Genomic DNA, 17,714 nt, shown 5'->3' with positions numbered 1-17,714 from the left:
CCCGATGGACAAACGTCTTCCCGTCACCGTGCTGTCCGGCTTTCTCGGCGCCGGCAAGAGCACCCTGCTCAACCATGTGCTAAAGAACCGCGAGCACCGCCGGGTGGCGGTGATCGTCAACGATATGAGCGAGATCAACATCGATGGCAGCGAAGTCCAGCGCGATGTCAGCCTCAATCGCGCCGAGGAAAAGCTCGTCGAGATGAGCAACGGCTGCATCTGCTGCACCCTGCGCGAGGATCTGCTGGAAGAGGTCAGCCGCCTGGCGGCGGAGGGGCGCTTCGATTACCTGCTGATCGAGTCCACCGGCATTTCCGAGCCGCTGCCGGTGGCGGAGACCTTCACCTTCCGCGACGAACAGGGTCGCAGCCTGTCCGACCTGGCACGCCTGGACACCCTGGTGACGGTGGTCGACGGCGTGCACTTCCTGCGCGACTACCAAGAGGCGCAAAGCCTGGCCAGCCGGGGCGAAAGCCTCGGCGAGGAGGATCAGCGCTCGATCAGCGAGTTGTTGATCGAGCAGGTGGAATTTGCCGACGTGATCCTGATCAGCAAGATCGACCTGATTGCCACCGCCGAACGCGAGGAACTGATCGGCATCCTGCGCCGCCTCAATGCCGCGGCGGAAATCCTGCCGATGCTGATGGGGCGGGTGCCGCTGACGACGATTCTCGACACCGGCCGTTTCGATTTCGACCGGGCCGCCCAGGCGCCGGGCTGGCTCAAGGAGTTGCGCGGCGAGCATGTAGCGGAAACCGAGGAATACGGCATCGCCTCGAGCGTTTACCGCGCGCGCCGGCCCTTTCATCCGCAGCGGTTCTTCGACTTCCTCAACCGCGAATGGCGCAATGGCCGCCTGCTGCGCTCCAAGGGTTTCTTCTGGCTGGCCAGCAAGCATCGGCAAGCCGGCAGCTGGTCGCAGGCCGGCGGCCTGATGCGCCATGGTCTGGCCGGGCGCTGGTGGCGTTTCGTGGAAAAGAGCCAGTGGCCGGAGGATGAGGAAGGTCTGCAGGCGATCATGCGGCACTGGGACCAACAGACCGGCGACTGCCGCCAGGAGCTGGTGTTTATCGGCCAGCACATGGATTTCGCCCGGCTTAACGCCGATCTCGATGCCTGCCTGCTGGACGACGCGGAAATGGCGCTGGGCGCGCAACGTTGGCAACGGTTGCCCGACCCCTTCGGTCCCTGGCATGTCGAGGCGGCCTGATGCTCGCGTATAAGCTGTCTCCCGTGCCGCGCCAGGTGCTGGGCGACACCCCGGCGATACTCGCCGAGGCGCTGGCCGATGGCGTCAACCTGGCCGTCTGGCAGCGCCGCTTGCCGCTGCATGTCCAGCGCTTCGCCGCCATGCTGGTGGCGCTCGGCGAGCCGCTGGCGCAGTCCATGACCCTGGAGCTGGCGCATGCGCAGGCCGAACCGAACCTGCGCGGGCTGGCCGATGCTTATGCCGATCTCGACGGCTACGCCGGTTTCGTCGCCGATATCGCCTGGCTGCTGCGCGCCTACGCCTGCCTGCTCGATGCCCGGCGCATCGGCCTGCGTTTGCGCGTGCTGGATAAGACTATGTGCCCGCGTTTTCACGTCGACCATGTGCCGCTGCGGCTGATCACCAGCTATGCCGGGGCGGGCAGCCAATGGTTGCGCGAGGGGGCGATGGCCCGCGCGCGACTCGGCGCGCCGGCCGCCGAACCGCAGGACGCGGCCGGCATCGAGCAGCTCGCGACGGGCGCGGTGGCCTTGTTCAAGGGCGAGAAGTGGCTAGGTAACGAGGGGCGCGGGATCATCCACCGTTCGCCGCAGCCGGCGGCCGGCGAACGCCGGCTGATGCTGACCCTGGATTGGCTGGCGTAGGGCGGCCTGCCTAGCGCGCCATCCACACGCCCTTGCTCTGCCGCTCGCAGTAGGGCTTGAGGTAGTTGGCGTCGCTGCTCACGCCGTAGTAGTGGATGTCCTGGCGGTAGGGCTGGTTGGACACCTGGGCGTTGCGGCAGACGCCGAAGGAGCCGCCTGGGCATTGCGCGACGAACTCGACCGCGACCTTCTGGCCTTTCAATTGCGGCTGGCAGAAGCCGTCGCGAAACAGCTGCGGCGGGATGCTCTGGTTCTGCTGGCAGACCTTGACGTCGAGGCGATCGCCCTGGCTGTGCACCACGCAGGCTTCGCCGTGGGCCAGCAGCGGCAGGGCAGAACACAATAGGGCGAACCAGTAACGCATGAGCCATCTCCGTCAATCGATGCGCCGCACTCTAGGGCTTTCCTGCACCCCCCTACAAGCCGCAGCATAGGCAGATGTTGAAGCATATCCCCACCCACCTGATCGCCGGCCCGTTGGGCGCCGGCAAGACCAGCCTGATCCGCCAGCTGCTGGCGCAGAAGCCGGCGCACGAGCGCTGGGCGGTGCTGATCAACGAGTTCGGCCAGATCGGCCTGGACGCGGCGCTGCTGAGCACCGCGGCGGACGGCATCGCCCTCGGCGAAGTGGCCGGCGGCTGCCTGTGCTGCGTCAACGGCGCGCCGTTCCAGGTGGGCTTGGGTCGGCTGCTGCGCCAGGCCAGGCCCGACCGCCTGCTGATCGAACCGTCCGGCCTCGGCCACCCCGCCGAACTGCTGCGCCAGTTGCGCGAACCGCCATGGGCGCAAGTGCTGGCCGTGCAGCCGCCGGTGCTGGTGCTGGATGCCGCCGCCCTGGCCGGCGGTCAGGCGCTGCCGGCCAGCCAGCAGGCGGCGTTGGCCGAGGCCGGCCTGCTGTTGCTGAACAAGGCCGAACACCTCGACGCGGCGACCCGCGCACGGCTGGCCGCCGGCCTGCCGGACCTGCCGCTGCGCTGGACCAGCCAGGGCCGGCTGCCGTTCAGCGCGCTGCCCGGGCATGCCGCGCAGGCCGGCCAGGCGGCGGATACGCCTCTGCCCAACGGCACGGCGCCGCTGCCGGCGCTGTGGCGCGATCCGGGCGAACCGATCTGCCAGATCCAGGCCCAGGCCGAGGGCTGGAGCATCGGTTGGCGCTGGCACCCCAGCCAGCGCTTCGAACTGCTGCGCGTGCAACAGTGGCTGGCCACTCTGCCCTGGCGCCGCGCCAAGCTGGTGCTGCACTGCAACCCCGGCTGGCTGTCGGCCAATGCCCTGGACGGCGAGCCCATTCATTGGCGTAACAGCGAATGGCGCAAGGACTCGCGCCTGGAGCTGATCTTCGCCGAGGCGCAGGATGCAGCGGCGTTGCAGGCCGGAATGTTGGCCTGCCGCCTCGACCCGTAGTGGTTGGTCTGGTGCCTGCCGCCCGTTAACGAGTGCCGCTCTGCAGCCGTTCGAGGTCGGCGATGATGCGAGCGCTGTAGTGGCGCACCAGGCTCGGCACCGCGCTCTTCTGGTAGTGCCGCAGGGCTGGCTCGATATAGCGCCATTTGCTGCGGATCGTTTCCTGCAGGCGCCGCTGCTCCTCGTCCTGGGCGGGCCTGGCAAGCAGCGCGGCGAGGCCGGCATCGACCTGCACGGCCATCCGGTCGATCTCCGTGCCATCGCCAGCCAGGCTGTTGGCACCAATGTTGTAGGCGATATAGCTGGTGGCGAGGCGCTGCAACTGCAACTCGAGGCCGTCGTCGCCAGCGGTCGGATCAGGTCCCGGCGGCGAGGCGGATTGCAGCGTGGCGCATGCGGCCAGCAACTGCTCGTTGAGCTGGATCAGCTCGGTGAACGCGCGGCCCTCCAGGGTGGTCTGCCGCTGCGCCTCGCGACTCAGCGCGGTCAGCAGTTGGCGGTAGGCTCGCCACTGCTGGCGCAGACCGACCAGCGCGGCTGCCGCGCCGGGGACGGCGACTTCGATCTGACTGAGCTGAAGCTCGGCCAGCTCCAGGTGGTGGGCGATGGAGCGGCCGAGTGCCGGATCGGCGTCGATGCCGTAGAGCAGGTAGAAGTCGCCGAGCGAGCCCAGTAGGTTCAGTTGCAGCTGTCGCAGATGGGCCGACCGGGTGTCGCCTTGACTGGCGCCGAGGGCACCGCAGAACAGCGCTAGAGCGGCACCGCCCAGCAGCCGGAGCAATAGGTGCGGCATGGGGACTCCAGGGATGTGGCGCGGCGACTCGTGCCGGCCGCGGCAGATGCTGCGGGGCGACCTGTGGCCGCCCGTGTCGGGCTCAGGGGTGAGCGCTGAACCAGGCCAGCACCTTGCCCGGCGAGGCGGCGAACCATTCGTGACCGCCCAGTGGCTCGGTGTAGCGCTCGGTTTCGATGCCTTGGTAGAGCAGGCGGTCGTAGTACAGGTCCATGCTCCACCAGGGCACGGTGGCGTCGACGAAGCCGTGCAGGAACAGGGTCGGCGGATGGTCGGCGGGCAGCTCCGCCGGCACCACGCACAGCGGTCCGCTGCAGGTGGCGTAGGATCCGGACTGGATCGCCAGGGCCTTGAAGAGGCCGGGGAAGGACACCGCCATGCGGCTGGTGTTGTAGCCGCCGCTGGAGATGCCGGTGGCGTACTGGCGCTGGCTGTTGAGCGGGCCGAAATGGCCGGCGGCGATGGCGTCCAGCACATTGCCGAGGAAGTCGAAATCGGTGCTCAGCTCGTAGGCTTGCGCCGGGCCGGGGATGTTGGTCTGCCAGAACAGGTCGGCCGGGGCGCTGGGGGCCACCACCGCGTAACCGTTGTTGAGCAGGGTCTGCACCAGCTTGCCTTCGTAGTAACCGCCGAACGGCAGGTTGCTGTAGTAGGTGAAGTCGTTGAGCGGGAAGAACGAGCCCTGGTAGACCAGCGCCACCGGCCAGCCGCCGGCCGGCGGGGTGCCCAACGGGGTTTGATAGATGACCTTGCGCTGGCCGACCAGGCCGGAGTCGATCCAGGTGGATTGATAACTGCAGCTGACTTTCGCCGGCAGCAGCAGGCTCTTGGCGCGCTCGCTGCAGCGGGAGTCGGCCCAGCTCGGTTGGCTGAGCAGCGCGAGGAGCAGAAGCACGCCGAAGCGGGCAGTTCGGGCAGTGAACATAGCGGGTTTCTCCATTGTTGTTGTGATACCGCAGAGCAAATAGAAACTGGAATTCCGATTCCGTCAAGTGGGTGAAAGTCACGAAGGGCGGGGCTTGCAGAAATTGAAATCAGCCTCGGAAGGCTGGAACGTCCTGGCTAGACGACTTGGCCTGAGCGTTTGGCAGAGGTGAAGAAAAAGTTTTCTGGTACGGGCTTGCCAGGTTTAGCGACCTCAATTAAATTATTACGGAATCGATGTTCCGATTCCGATAAAAACAACAACTGGAGGTCATCGTGGTAAACCACGGAAGAGGCCTGGCATTCGCCGGTCTGGCTCTACTGGGCACCTTGCCGTTCGGCTCGGCGCAGGCGTTTCAGGTGCGTTCGGGCGACTGGGCGACATCTCTCGACACCACCCTGTCCTACGGCGTCAGTTACCGCATGGAAGGCCAGGACCGCAAGCTGATTGCCCGCGCCAATGGCGGCACCGGCGCCAACGCGGCGCTGATCAACTCCGACGACGGCGACCTCAACTTCAAGAAGGGCGAGCTGTTCTCCGAAGTGGCGAAGATCGTCTCCGAGCTGGACCTGCGCTATCAGGACGACTACGGGATCTTCGTCCGCGGCCGCGCCTTCCGCGACTTCGAGCTGGAGGACGACGAGCGCCGCCACCGGCAGATCAGCGATGCCGGTCTCGACGAGGCCGGTTCCAGCGCCGATCTGCTCGATGCCTTCGTCTTCGGCAGCTGGACCCTCAACGAGCGCGCCCTCAACGCCCGCCTCGGCCGCCAGGTGATTAACTGGGGCGAGAGCCTGTTCTATCAGAACGGCATCGGCGCCACCAACCCGGTGGACATCAACGCCCTGCGCGCGCCGGGCTCGGAGGTGAAGGAGGCCTACATGCCGACCTTCATGACCTACGCCTCCTACGAGCTGCGCGACAACCTCAGCATCGAAGGCTACTGGCAGCCTGGCAAGGCCTGGGAAGCCTCGAAGATCGACCCCTGCGGCACCTACTACTCGACCCTCGACGTGCTCGGCGAAGGCTGCAACTACCTGTCGGTGCCGCCGCTGCAGGAGCCGCTCACCCGCGGCCTGGCCTTCGACAATCCGGACGCCGCCCAGGCCTTCGCCAACCGCCTGCCGGCCGGCGGCCTGAACAGCCTGCTCAAGGGCTACCTGCCGACCACCTTCATCCCGCGCGCCCAGGACGTCGACGGCGACGACTCCGCGCAGTACGGCGCGGCCCTGCGTTGGTACGTCCCGCAGCTGAACGACACCGAGCTGGGCCTGTACTACCTGCGCTACAACATGCAGGTGCCGATGATTGGCCTGACCGTGGGCAAGCCGGTGCGGCTGCCGGTGGTCGGTGTGCTGCCGGATGCCAGCAGCTCGCGCTACTACGCCGAATACCTGGAGAAGCGCGACCTGTATGGCATCAGCTTCAACACCTCGATCGGCGGCGACAGCATCTTCAACGGCCTGTCGCTGGCCGGCGAGCTGAGCTATCGGCCGGATACGCCGATCGCCCTCGGCCTCAACGAGTACCTGCCCACCGCGCTGCTCGGCAACCTCGCGGGGATACCGGTCGGCACGCGGCTGGACGGCTACCGCGAGAAGGACATGGCCCAGGCCTCGCTGTCGGCGATCTACAACTTCAATGGCCTGCTCGGTTCCGATTCGGCGACCCTGCTCTCCGAGTTCGTCGCCAGCCGCGTCCAGGGCCTGGAGTCGGACATCGACTACTACGAGGCCACCAGCAGCGCCACCGGCGCCCAGGCCAGCCTGCAGCTCAACTACACCAACGTCTTCAATCTGCTGACCCTGTCGCCCAACGTCAGCTACCAATACAGCATCAACGGCGTGGCGCCGCAGCTCACCAACGGTCTGGACGAGGAAGCGCAGAGCTACTCGCTGGGCATCGATGCGATCTACAAGGAGTCGTTGGCCGTGGGCGCCAAATACGTCGGCTACAGCGGTGGCGGTCTGTCGAACAAGCGCACGGATCGCGATTTCCTCAGCCTCAACATCAAATACAGCTTCTGAGAGAGACAACGCCATGTTCAGATCGGAACTTCTGCACGGCGGCCTGCTGGTCGCCACCCTGCTGGCCGCCTCGCTGGCGCACGCACAGGTCGGCGCCGACCAGGCCGCGCGGCTCGGCCGGGACCTGACTCCGCTGGGTGCCGAGAAGGCCGGCAACGCCGCCGGCACCATTCCCGCCTGGGACGGTGGCCTGGCCCGGCGCGCCGATGCCTTCGACCCGGCGGTCGGCTACCGCGACCCCTACGCCGTCGACCAGCCGCTGTTCACCATCAGCCATGCCAACGCCGCGCAGTACAAGGAGCACCTGAGCGCCGGCCAGCTGGCCATGCTCAAGCGCTATCCAGACACCTGGACGCTGCCGGTCTATCCGAGCCACCGTTCGGCCTCGTACCCGGACAAGGTCTACGCCGCGATCAAGGCCAACGCCGGGTCGGCCAAGCTGATCGAGAGCGGTAACGGCATCGCCGACTTCAAGGTCGCCACGCCCTTCCCGATCCCGCAGTCCGGCCTGGAAGTACTGTGGAACCACCTGGTGCGCTACCGCGGCGACAGCGTCAAGCGCTACTACGCCCAGGCGGTGCCGCAGGCCGCGGGTGACTACTTCATCACGCGCATCGAGGACCTGTTCCTGTTCAACCAGGACGCCGGCGACTCCAGCAAGGCCAACAGCAACATCCTCTTCTACTTCCGTCAGTCGGTGCTGGCGCCGGCGCGCCTGGCCGGCACCGAACTGCTGGTGCACGAGACCGTCAACCAGGTCAAGGAGCCGCGCCTGGCCTGGCTCTACGCCACCGGCCAGCGCCGCGTGCGGCGCACGCCGAACGTCGCCTACGACTCGCCCGGCACCGCCTCGGAAGGCATGCGCACCACCGACAACTTCGATATGTTCTCCGGCGCGCCGGACAAGTACGACTGGCAACTGGTGGGCAAGCAGGAGCTGTATGTGCCGTACAACAGCTACCGCTTCGCCGCGAAGACCAACAAGTACAGCGACATCGTCCAGCGTGGCCACGTCAATCCCGACCTGCTGCGTTATGAGCTGCACCGCGTCTGGCATGTGCGCGCGACGCTGAAGGCCGGCCAGCGCCATCAGTACAAGCAGCGCGACCTGTATTTCGACGAGGACAGCTATCAGATCCTGGTCGCCGATCATTACGACAACCGCGACATGCTCTGGCGTCTCGGCGAGTCCTACACCATCAACCTCTACGACCAGCCGCTGGTGTGGACCAGGGGCGACGCCGTATACGACCTGATTGGTGGTCGTTATGTCATCGGCATAATGTCGAACGAAGAACCGGCAGACCAGTTCGGGATTGCGCTGAAGCCTTCTGACTTCACTCCAGCGCAACTTAGGCGGGATGGCCGGCGTTAACTTTTCGGAACTTCGAGATAGTTACAGATCAACCGGGAAAGTTCCCCGGGAATAACTTCCCGGGGGGTCGCGCCCAAAGTTCCAACCAGGGTGAAGTAGTTCATGCTAGCGAGGAGCAGATGAGCGCTGAGATCGGCTGCCTGTTCCGGGTGCGGATGACCGAGTTCGGTCAGTCGACTGAGCACGATGCGGCCGAAGGCCTGGCCGATGTAGGCGTTGAGCTGGTGGAAGCGTTCGCGAAATTGCAGATCGGCGGAGCTGCGCCGGATCAATGCGCGGAGCAGGCCCTCGCTGCTGGCGAACAGCCGAACCACGCCGTGGATGAAGCTTTCGATCTGCACGTCCAGCGGCTGGTCGGTGCGCTTGAGCTCGTCGATCAGGGCATCGATGCTGGCGTGGCTGCGGGCGACGAAGCGCTCGTGCACGGCATACAGCAGCACGTCCTTGTCGCCGAGCAGGCGGTAGAAGGTGCCGACCGAGGATTCGGCGAGTTGGGCGATCTGGGAAATCCCGGTTTCTTCGAAGCGGTTATTGGCCAGCAGTTCGGCGGCAATATTCATGAAGCGTTCCAGCGCCTGCTGGCTACGTACCTGAGTGGGATTGGGGATGTTGTACATGATCGATTCTCGAATAGGCGCTGGCCGATTCTAGGTTTTTTACCGGGGCAAGGCAAATAACCGCGCAGACATTAAAAGAAGTTTAAAGACTATTAGTGAATAGATGACTGGTTATATGCCGGGATTATTCGTGGCGCGCTCTTTTATTGTCATTCGATTAAGCAAAGGAAGAATTAAGCAATGGATTATCTGAACTTGCCCGGAGGGCGTTTCGCGTATATCTGCCAAGGTCAGGGAACCCCCGTGCTGCTATTGCACGGGCTGGGCTCATCGCTGCTCGATTGGCAGCCGCAGATCGAGTATCTGGCGCAGTCGTGCCGGGTCTATGCCCTCGATCTGCGCGGCCATGGCCACAGCGAGCCACTGCGCGCGCCGGTGAGCATGGCCGACCTGGCGGCGGACGTGGCGGATTTCATCCGCGCCATGGGCATTCAGCCATGCATCCTGGTGGGCATCTCCATGGGCGGCATGATCACCTTCCAGTTGCTCGCCGAGCAGCCGCACCTGGTGCGGGCGGCGGTGGTGATCAACAGTGCGCCGAGTTTCCTGCTCGACTCCTGGCGGGTCCGCGGCCAGGTCTGGTTGCGTCTGACCCTGGTTCGCCTGCTCGGCCTGCGCACCATGGGCCGGGTGCTGGCCGCCCGGCTGTTTCCCAAGCCCGAGCAGCAGAGCCTGCGCGAACTGCTGGCGCAGCGCATCGTCGGCAACGACCGCACCTCCTACCTGCATGCCATGCGCGCCATCCCCGGCTGGTCGGCGCTGCCGGCGGTGCAGGCGGTGGACACGCCGCTGCTGGTGATCACCGGTGATCGCGACTACACCCCGCTGGCCTACAAGCAGGCCTATGTGGCGCAGCTGCGCAATGCCGAACTGGCGGTGGTGGAGGACTCGGGGCATGCCACCCCGCTGGATCAGCCGGTGCGCCTGAATGCCTTGCTCGAGCGCTTCATTCGCGCCAGGCGGTGACCGCGGAAAAGTTGAGCGTGGACTTTGGGGCGCCCGATGGCGCCCTATTTTTTGGGATTTCGCCCGGCCGCTGGCGGGCAAAGCGGTAAGCCCCGGACGGGGGCAGCGCCTGCCAGCGGCAGGTGCCGGCGGATAAAACGGCCCCGGCGTGGGCCGGGGCCCGAGCCAGGACGGCTCAGTCCTGATCCATTTGCGAGTGGGTCTTGGTGTCCTGCATGAACACATAGACCAGCAGCGAGCAGGCGATGCAGGCGGTGACGTACCAGTAGAAGCCGCTTTCCAGGCCGATGCTCTTGAACCACAGGGCGATGTATTCGGCGGTGCCGGCGACGACAGCACGCCGGGCTTTGCCCTCGGGATGACATGGCCCAAACTGCGCGCAGACTTTTCGAGGCCTTGCCGATGCTGCTGATCCCTTGGTCCCATGCCACTTCCCTCGGTTTCACCCTGCGCGGCTGGCACAGCGAGCCATCGGGCAAGCCGCTGCTGCATTTCCTGCATGGCAACGGCTTCTGCGGGCGCACCTACGAACCGATGCTCAAGCGTCTGGCGGGCGAATTCGATCTGTGGCTGGGCGATGTCCAGGGCCACGGCGACAGCGATCACGGCGGCCGCTTCCGCGGCTGGAATCGCAGCGCCGAGCTGGCGGTGGAAGCCTTCGAGGCCGGCCGCGGCGTCTTCGGTGAGGTGCCGCGCTTTGCCGTCGGCCACAGTTTCGGCGGGGTGTTGAGCAGCCTGATCCTGGCCAAGCGGCCGCAGCTGTTCCAGCGCGCGGTGCTGCTCGACCCGGTGCTGTTCAGCCCGGCGATGATCGGCGTGATGAGCTTCGCCGAGGTGCTCGGCCTGCACCGCAAGACCAGCATGGCCAAGCGCGCCGCCGCCCGCCGCCGGCGCTGGCCCGATCGCGCGGCGGCCTATGCCTACCTGCACGGGCGCGGCATCTACAAGGGCTGGACCGATGCGGCGCTGTGGGCCTATGTCGAATACGCCCTGCAGGAGGTCGCAGGCGGCGTCGAGTTGAAATGCCGGCCGAGCCGCGAGGCGGAGATCTTCGCCTCCTGTCCCAAGCGCCTGTGGCCGGCGCTGGGCAAGATCGCCACGCCGACGCGGATCTTCTACGGCCAGCACACCTATCCCTTCGTCGCCAAGTCGGTGGCGCGCCTCACCGCCCTCAACGGCCATGTCAGCGCCCAGCAGGTGGCCGGCGGGCACTGTTTCATGCAGGAGTTCCCCGAGGACAGCGCCGCGCGTACGGCGGATTTCCTCCTGCAGCGCAGTTGAAGGGCGAGTGGCGGCGGGGCTCAGGTGTCCAGGCGGTCGTGGCGGCGCTTCCAGTCCTGCAGCTGGATCACCTTGGCCGCCGGCTGCTGGGTGGCCACCGGTGGCTCGTCCGGCGTGGCGATGGGGAAGGCGTCCAGTTCGATGCGCCCGAGCTGACGACCGAACATGCTGAGGCTGCCGGAGAGGCGCTGTTCGCCGGTGACGGTGAACTCGAAGCCGTAGATTCGCGCCAGGCGCCTATGCCCGCGGGCATCGCGGACCATGGCCAGGCGGCGCAGGGCGACATTGCCGTCGAGCAGCTCGATGTCCAGCTTGGCGCAGTGCTGCTTGGCCAGCGCCAGCGCGCGTTCGCGAATGCCATGGCCGCGCCACAACCAGGCCAGGCCGGCGGCGAATAGCAGGAACAGAAACACATCACCCAGACCGATCATCATGACTCCCGCATCAGGGCGGCTAGCTTACCCCACTAGGCCATACTCAAGCTCTGTCCCGCCGGAACGCCGCCATGAAACACACCCCCCATCTGCTCAGCATCCAGTCCCACGTGGTGTTCGGCCATGCCGGCAACGACGCCGCGGTGTTCCCTCTGCAGCGCCTCGGCGTCAACGTCTGGGCGCTGAACACCGTGCAGTTCTCCAACCATACCCAGTACGGCCAGTGGGCCGGCGAGGCGCTGGCGGCGGAGCAGATTCCGGCGCTGGTCGAGGGCATCGCCGCGATCGGCGAGCTGGGCCGCTGCGACGGGGTGATCTCCGGCTACCTCGGCAGCGCGGCGCAGGGGCGGGCGATTCTCGCCGGCGTGGCGCGGATCAAGGCGGCCAACCCGCGCGCCCTGTACCTCTGCGATCCGGTCATGGGCCACCCGCAGAAGGGTTGCAGCGTCGCCCCGGACGTCAGCGAGTTCCTGCTCGAGGAAGCGCTGGCGGCGGCGGATTTTCTCTGCCCCAACCAGCTCGAGCTGGACAGCTTCGCCGGCCGCGCGCCGAGCTCCCTGCGCGACTGCGAGAGCATGGCCCGCGCGCTGCTGGCGCGCGGGCCGCAGGCGGTGCTGGTCAAGCATCTGGACTATCCGGGCAAGGCCGCCGACTGCTTCGAGATGCTGCTGGTCACGGCCCAGGCCAGCTGGCATCTGCGCCGGCCGCTGCTGGCCTTCCCGCGTCAGCCGGTGGGCGTCGGCGACCTCACCTCGGCGCTGTTCCTCGGCCGCGTGCTGCTCGGTGACGACTGGTGCACGGCCTTCGAGTTCGGCGCCGCGGCGGTGCATGAGGTGCTGCTGGAGACCCAGGCCTGCGCCAGCTACGAGCTGGAACTGGTGCGCGCCCAGGAGCGCATCGGCCACCCGCGGGTGCGCTTCGCCGCCGCGCGGCTGTAGGGCGGACTGTTTCGACACGGCGAACTGTAGGCTGCGCACCCAGGTCCGCGCGACGCCCGCATCACGCCGCCGAAGAGCCCGGCGCCCGCTGCTGCGGGCTGTTCAGGCCGAGGCGGGCGAACATCACCCGGGCGATCTCGCGTTCGCCCATCACCACCAGATCGGCGGCGTGCTCGCTGAGGTACTCGACCTCGGCGTCGAAATGCGCGCGGGCGATGATGTCCAGGCCGGGGTTGGCGGCGCGCGCATGCACGGCGATCTGCCCGGCCTCCAGGGCATTGGGGATGGCGATTAGCAGCCAGCGCGCGGCAGCGACCTTGGCCAGTTCCAGCACCTGAGTGCTGGCGGCATTGCCGATCACCACGCTGAAGCCTTCCTCGCGCAGTTCCTGGGCGCGCGCGCGGTTGTCCTCGATGATCACCAGCGGCACGCCTTCCTCGTGCAGCCGCAGGCTGATGCGGCTGCCGACGCGGCCGTGGCCGATCAGGATGGCGTGCTCGGTTGCGTGGATCGCCGGAATGTCGTCGGCCGCCTCGGCGCTGCCCGAGGCGTCGGCCGGCGCCGTGCGCTCGCGGCGGTCGAGCCAGGGCTGCAGGCGGTCGATCAGGCCGAAGCACAGCGGGTTGACCAGGATCGACAGGATCGCCCCGGCGAGGATCAGGTCGCGGCCGGCCTCCGGCAGCAGGCCGAGGCCGACGCCCAGCGCCACCAGGATGAAGGAGAACTCGCCGATCTGCGCCAGGCTGGCGGAGATGGTCAGCGCGGTGCTCAGCGGCTTGCCGAAGGCGCGCACGATGGCCAGCGCGGCGAGCGACTTGCCGAACACTATGATCAGGAAGGTGGCCAGCACCGCCAGCGGCTGCTGGAGCAGGATCGACGGGTCGAACAGCATGCCGACGGCGACGAAGAACAGTACCGCGAAGGCATCGCGCAGCGCCTGCGAGTCCTCGGCGGCGCGGTGGTTGTGCTCCGACTCATTGAGCATCATGCCGGCGAAGAAGGCGCCGAGGGCGAACGACACGTCGAACACCTGGGCGGCGAAGTAGGCGACGCCCATGGCGATGGCCAGCACCGCCAGGGTGAACAGCTCGCGCGAGCCGCTGCCGGCGGTGCGTTCGAGCAGCCAGGGCAGCAGCCGGCGGCCGACCAGCACCATCAGGGCGATGAACAGGCTGACCTTGCCCAGGGTGCTCAGCAGCGGCAGCCACGCGCCGGCCTCGGCGCCGCCCTGCGCCTCGCCGCCGAGCACCCCGGCCAGCGCCGGCAGCAGCACCAGGGTGAGCACCATCACCAGGTCCTCGACGATCAGCCAGCCGATGGCGATCTTGCCGCGCCGGCTGTCGAGCAGCTGGCGTTCCTCCAGCGCGCGCAGCAGCACCACGGTGCTGGCCACCGACAGCGCCAGGCCGAACACCAGGCCGGCACCCAGGCTCCAGTCGAGGGTCCAGGCCAGGCCCATGCCGAGCAGGGTGGCGACGGCGATCTGCACCAGCGCGCCGGGAATCGCGATGTGCTTGACCGCCATCAGGTCCTTCAGCGAGAAGTGCAGGCCGACGCCGAACATCAGCAGCATCACGCCGATCTCGGAGAGTTCGTGGGCCAGTGCCTTGTCGGCGACGAAGCCGGGGGTGAAGGGGCCGACCAGGATGCCGGCGAGCAGATAGCCCACCAGCGGCGACAGGCGCAGGCGGGTGGCGAGGGCGCCGAGCAGATAGGCCAGGACGAAGCCGACGGCGATGGTGGCGATCAGGGGCGTGTGATGGGGCATCGAATCTCCCATGGGGCGATGGGCGGGCGGTGCAGATTCAGCCTAGACCGGTTGGCACGACCCTAGGGGCGCCGACGGCGGGAAGCGCGCTGGAGGGGAGGCAGCGCGGCCGCGCCCGGATCACGGGCAGAGCGCATCGAGATGCCATTCTAAGGCCGCGAGCGTGCCCGCCAGGTGAATACAAGCCATTGATTTTCTTACAGGATGTGTTCGTGCTGGGGCAGCGCGGCGGTGGCGACCTCAGGCTTCGCCGCGAATATCGCGATAGCGCCGTTCCAGCTCCTGGCGCAGCGCCCGTCGCTGCTGGGCCTGGCTGTAACGGCGGCGCTCGTCGGCGCTCTGCGGCTGCAGCGGCGGCACTGGCGTGGGTTTGCCCTGGTCGTCGAGGGCGACCATGGTGAAGAAGCAGCTGTTAGTGTGGCGCACCGAGCGCTCCTGGATGTTCTCGGTGACCACCTTGATGCCGATCTCCATCGAGGTGCGCCCGGTGTAGTTGACCGCGGCGAGGAAGGTGACCAGCTCGCCGACGTGGATCGGCTCGCGGAACACCACCTGGTCCACCGACAGGGTCACCACGTAGCTGCCGGCATAGCGGCTGGCGCAGGCGTAGGCGACCTCGTCGAGGTACTTGAGCAGGGTGCCGCCGTGCACGTTGCCTGAGAAGTTGGCCTTGTCCGGGGTCATCAGCACGGTCATCGACAGTTTGTTGGTTCCAAGTTCCATGCGCTTCTCATAGGCGGATAAGTTATGTGCTGGCGCTTGCGGTCCCGAGGGTTATAGGTGCTGCTTGTGCTCTTCGCCGTGCCAGCGCACCTGGCTATGCAAGTTTGCGGCCGCTGCACCGGGCCGTAGCGCGGCCGCACCGGTCAGCGGCTAAATCGGGCCTGTACAGGCAACCCTGGCAGCCCGCGGCGTTGCAGCGGAGCGCTCCTGCCCTGTTGCGGCCCCCGGTGCACCGTCGCGGAGCGGGCCCGGCTCGTCAGGCCAGTCGCTACCCGCAGACGTTGAAGGGGGCGAGCGGTATCACTTGCCGGCGGACAGGCCGAAGTCGATGGCCAGGTCGGCGCCGGTGATGGCGGCGGCGTGCGGTTGGCAGAGGAAGTACACCAGTTCGGCCACCTCGCTCGGCTGGACGAAGCGCGCCTTCACCCCCTGCGGGTACTTGGCCAGCAGGTTTTGATAGTAGGCGCGCGGGTTGCCGTCGCCATACTGCTCGGCCTGGAAGTTGAGCATCGGCGTGTCGATGTCGCCGGGCGACACCGTGTTGCAGCGCACGCCGTGGGGGGCGAGGTCCAGCGCCAGGGTCTTGCTCAGCAGGGTCAGGCCGCCCTTGCTGGCGCAGTAAGCGGCGGCGTTCTGGTTGCCCTGGCGACCGGCGTCGCTGGAGATATTGACGATGGCGCCGTGGCTGTCCTTGAGATGGGGAATCGCCGCCGCGCACATGAAGAACGGCGCCTTGAGGTTGACCCCCATGACCAGATCGAAGTCCGCCTCGCTGAAGGCGTCCACCGGGCCCTCGCGCCACACCCCGGCGGCGTTGATCAGGGCATCCAGTCGCCCGGTATGGCCGAGCACGCGGCCGACCAGATCGCGGCAGGCCTCGGCCGTGCGCAGGTCGGCGGGCAGGCTGGCGGCCAGGGGCAGCTCATGGCCGAGCTGGGCCAGGCCGGCGGCGTTCTGGTCGGTCACCGCCAGCCGCCAGTTGCCCTGGTGGAAGCGGTGTGCCAGGGCGCGGCCGAGGCCGCCGGCGGCGCCGGTGATCAGTACTACGGGTTGGCTCATGGTGGTTCTCCCGATGAACAATGCCGGCTAGCGCCAGGCATCACGACAAACTGAGTTCGGCGCGCGGCGAGGGTTGGCCCCTGCCGCGCGCCGCTGTGGGTTTCGACCGCTGCCGGCGGCGAAGTTCAGGCGTGAGTCAGGTACCAGCGCCAGTCCTGCTCGCCGACCTCGGCCATGAACTGGCGGTATTCGGTCTGCTTGATGGCCAGGAACACCTTGAGGAATTCCTCGCCCAAGGCCTCCTTGGCCCAGGCCGACTGCTCCAGCGCGCGCAGGGCGGTGAGCCAGTCGGTGGGCAGGAATTCGCTGGCCTGGGCGTAGCCGTTGCCGGTGATCGGCGCGCCCGGGTCGAGCTGTTCGCGAATACCCAGGTGGATGCCGGCGAGGATCGCCGCGGCGGCCAGGTAGGGGTTGGCGTCGGCGCCGCAGATGCGATGCTCGATGTGCCGGCTGTGGGCCGGGCCGCCCGGCACGCGCAGCGACACGGTGCGGTTGTTGACCCCCCAGCTCTTGGCCAGCGGCGCGTAGCTGTTGGCCTGGAAGCGGCGGAACGAGTTGGCGTTGGGGCAGAAGATCGCCAGCGCGTCGAGCAGGGTCGCCAGCATGCCGCCGATGGAATGTCTGAGCAGCGGCGTGCCCTGCGGATCGTCGCTGGCATAGAGGTTGTTGCCATCGGCGTCGGCCAGGCTGACGTGCATATGCAGGCCGCTGCCGGCCAGGTCGCCGAACGGCTTGGCCATGAAGCAGGCCTGCAGCCCGTGCTTGTTGGCCACGCCCTTGACCAGGCGCTTGTAGCGCACGCCTTCGTCGACCGCCTGCAACGCGTCGAAGCGGTGCTCGAGGGTCAGCTCGAGCTGGCCGGGGGCGTACTCGGAGATCGCCGTGCGCACCGGCAGACCCTGGGCCTCGCAGGCGGCGTAGAGGTCGTCGAGGAAGGCCTGCTGCTGCTCCAGTTCGAGCACGCCGTAGACCTGCGGCGCCTGCGGGCGCACGCCGTTCATCTGCACGGCCGGTTGCGGGCGGCCGTTGGCGTCGCGGGCCTTGTCCAGCAGGTAGAACTCCAGCTCGACCGCCATCACCGGGTGATAGCCGTCGGCCTTCAACGCGTCGATCACCTTGACCAGCACATGCCGCGGATCGGCCGGGCTGGCCGGCAGGCCCTGGCTCGGGTGCATGCTCACCTGCAGCTGGCCGGTCGGCGTGGCGCGCCAGGGTTGCAGGCACAGGCTGCCGGGCAGCGGGTAGGTCCAGCAGTCGGCGTCGGCGACTTCCCAGACCAGGCCGGTGTCCTCGACGTCCTCGCCCTGGATGGTCAGGGCCAGGATCGAGCTGGGCAGCGGCCGGCCGTTCTCGTAGATGGCCAGCAGCTCGTCGCGGTGCAACAGCTTGCCGCGCGGCACGCCGTTGGCGTCGATGAGGAACAGCTCGAGGCTGCGCACCTCGGGGTGCTGGGCGAGGAAATCGCGGGCTTCCTGGATATCGGCGAAGTGCATGGTGGGGGTCCTGTGGTTTTCTCCCCTCGCCCATTTATGGGAGAGGGGCCGGGGGAG

General features: G+C 67.4%; 17 protein-coding genes and 1 pseudogene. 8 read left to right on the top strand and 10 right to left on the bottom strand.

Translation table 11 applies throughout. The annotated features are described in order from the left end of the window. The first annotated feature begins 4 nt into the window (after positions 1-4). Complete coding sequence (zigA, locus tag D3880_RS22425) at positions 5-1,210, top strand: zinc metallochaperone GTPase ZigA (RefSeq protein WP_119895605.1); 1,206 nt, start codon at positions 5-7, stop codon at positions 1,208-1,210. Continuing rightward, positions 1,210-1,854 carry a DUF1826 domain-containing protein gene (locus tag D3880_RS22420; RefSeq protein WP_119895604.1) on the top strand — a complete coding sequence of 215 codons (645 nt, stop codon included), beginning with the start codon at positions 1,210-1,212 and terminating at the stop codon, positions 1,852-1,854. Before zigA ends, D3880_RS22420 begins: the two co-directional genes overlap by 1 nt. Positions 1,855-1,864: 10 nt before the next feature. Here the strand turns inward: D3880_RS22420 and D3880_RS22415 are convergent, their stop codons facing one another. Further along, a complete protein-coding gene (locus D3880_RS22415) occupies positions 1,865-2,218 on the bottom strand; it encodes an NADH:ubiquinone oxidoreductase (protein WP_119895603.1) in 354 nt (117 codons plus the stop codon). Positions 2,219-2,292: 74 nt separating this feature from the next. On the opposite strand from D3880_RS22415, the gene D3880_RS22410 reads away from it, so the two are divergent. Beyond that, positions 2,293-3,258, top strand: a complete 966-nt coding sequence (locus D3880_RS22410) for a CobW family GTP-binding protein (RefSeq protein ID WP_119895602.1) — start codon at positions 2,293-2,295, stop codon at positions 3,256-3,258. Positions 3,259-3,283: 25 nt separating this feature from the next. Here D3880_RS22410 and D3880_RS22405 read toward each other — a convergent pair whose 3' ends face one another. Both D3880_RS22405 and D3880_RS22400 read right to left on the bottom strand, forming a co-directional pair. After that, entirely contained in the window at positions 3,284-4,051 is a 768-nt protein-coding gene (locus D3880_RS22405) for a hypothetical protein (protein WP_119895601.1), read from the bottom strand. 82 nt (positions 4,052-4,133) lie between these two features. Beyond that, complete coding sequence (locus D3880_RS22400; protein WP_119895600.1) at positions 4,134-4,976, bottom strand: extracellular medium-chain-length polyhydroxyalkanoate depolymerase; 843 nt, start codon at positions 4,974-4,976, stop codon at positions 4,134-4,136. A gap of 275 nt (positions 4,977-5,251) precedes the next feature. Here D3880_RS22400 and D3880_RS22395 point away from each other — a divergent pair, with 275 nt between their 5' ends. Both D3880_RS22395 and D3880_RS22390 read left to right on the top strand, forming a co-directional pair. After that, positions 5,252-7,003: a DUF1302 domain-containing protein gene (locus D3880_RS22395; RefSeq protein WP_162935034.1), complete on the top strand. Its 1,752-nt coding sequence runs from the start codon at positions 5,252-5,254 to the stop codon at positions 7,001-7,003. Between the two features lie 13 nt (positions 7,004-7,016). After that, positions 7,017-8,378 (top strand): DUF1329 domain-containing protein, encoded by a 1,362-nt coding sequence (locus tag D3880_RS22390; protein WP_119895598.1) that lies wholly within the window; start codon positions 7,017-7,019, stop codon positions 8,376-8,378. Here the strand turns inward: D3880_RS22390 and D3880_RS22385 are convergent. Continuing rightward, positions 8,375-8,995 carry a TetR/AcrR family transcriptional regulator gene (locus tag D3880_RS22385; RefSeq protein ID WP_119895597.1) on the bottom strand — a complete coding sequence of 207 codons (621 nt, stop codon included), beginning with the start codon at positions 8,993-8,995 and terminating at the stop codon, positions 8,375-8,377. The two genes, D3880_RS22390 and D3880_RS22385, sit on opposite strands and share 4 nt — an antisense overlap. Positions 8,996-9,238: 243 nt before the next feature. Between D3880_RS22385 and D3880_RS22380 the strand changes: the two genes are divergently transcribed. After that, a complete protein-coding gene (locus D3880_RS22380) occupies positions 9,239-9,961 on the top strand; it encodes an alpha/beta fold hydrolase (RefSeq protein ID WP_238474386.1) in 723 nt (240 codons plus the stop codon). A 175-nt stretch (positions 9,962-10,136) separates the two neighbouring features. Here D3880_RS22380 and D3880_RS22375 read toward each other — a convergent pair. Continuing rightward, positions 10,137-10,298, bottom strand: a pseudogene (locus tag D3880_RS22375) (MFS transporter); the annotation flags it as partial. Between the two features lie 65 nt (positions 10,299-10,363). Between D3880_RS22375 and D3880_RS22370 the strand changes: the two are divergent. Then, positions 10,364-11,242 (top strand): alpha/beta fold hydrolase, encoded by an 879-nt coding sequence (locus D3880_RS22370; RefSeq protein ID WP_119895595.1) that lies wholly within the window; start codon positions 10,364-10,366, stop codon positions 11,240-11,242. A gap of 20 nt (positions 11,243-11,262) precedes the next feature. Here D3880_RS22370 and D3880_RS22365 read toward each other — a convergent pair whose 3' ends face one another. Continuing rightward, entirely contained in the window at positions 11,263-11,673 is a 411-nt protein-coding gene (locus D3880_RS22365; protein WP_119895594.1) for a DUF3301 domain-containing protein, read from the bottom strand. A 74-nt stretch (positions 11,674-11,747) separates the two neighbouring features. Between D3880_RS22365 and pdxY the strand changes: the two genes are divergently transcribed. Continuing rightward, on the top strand, positions 11,748-12,614 hold the full coding sequence (gene pdxY / locus D3880_RS22360; RefSeq protein ID WP_119895593.1) for a pyridoxal kinase PdxY: 867 nt from the start codon (positions 11,748-11,750) through the stop codon (positions 12,612-12,614). Positions 12,615-12,675: 61 nt separating this feature from the next. Here pdxY and ybaL read toward each other — a convergent pair whose 3' ends face one another. The 4 genes from ybaL to D3880_RS22340 form a co-directional block, all read right to left on the bottom strand. Then, positions 12,676-14,382 carry a YbaL family putative K(+) efflux transporter gene (gene ybaL, locus D3880_RS22355; protein WP_119895592.1) on the bottom strand — a complete coding sequence of 569 codons (1,707 nt, stop codon included), beginning with the start codon at positions 14,380-14,382 and terminating at the stop codon, positions 12,676-12,678. Positions 14,383-14,622: 240 nt separating this feature from the next. Then, positions 14,623-15,105: an acyl-CoA thioesterase gene (locus D3880_RS22350; RefSeq protein ID WP_119895591.1), complete on the bottom strand. Its 483-nt coding sequence runs from the start codon at positions 15,103-15,105 to the stop codon at positions 14,623-14,625. Between the two features lie 300 nt (positions 15,106-15,405). Next, complete coding sequence (locus D3880_RS22345; RefSeq protein ID WP_119895590.1) at positions 15,406-16,164, bottom strand: SDR family NAD(P)-dependent oxidoreductase; 759 nt, start codon at positions 16,162-16,164, stop codon at positions 15,406-15,408. Between the two features lie 125 nt (positions 16,165-16,289). Next, complete coding sequence (locus D3880_RS22340; RefSeq protein ID WP_119895589.1) at positions 16,290-17,657, bottom strand: glutamine synthetase family protein; 1,368 nt, start codon at positions 17,655-17,657, stop codon at positions 16,290-16,292. Positions 17,658-17,714: the final 57 nt, after the last annotated feature.

Origin of the sequence: Pseudomonas cavernae (assembly GCF_003595175.1) — a bacterium.
Classification (GTDB): domain Bacteria; phylum Pseudomonadota; class Gammaproteobacteria; order Pseudomonadales; family Pseudomonadaceae; genus Aquipseudomonas; species Aquipseudomonas cavernae.
Note: the sequence above shows the minus strand (reverse complement) of the source record. Positions and strands in the feature narration are given on the sequence as shown.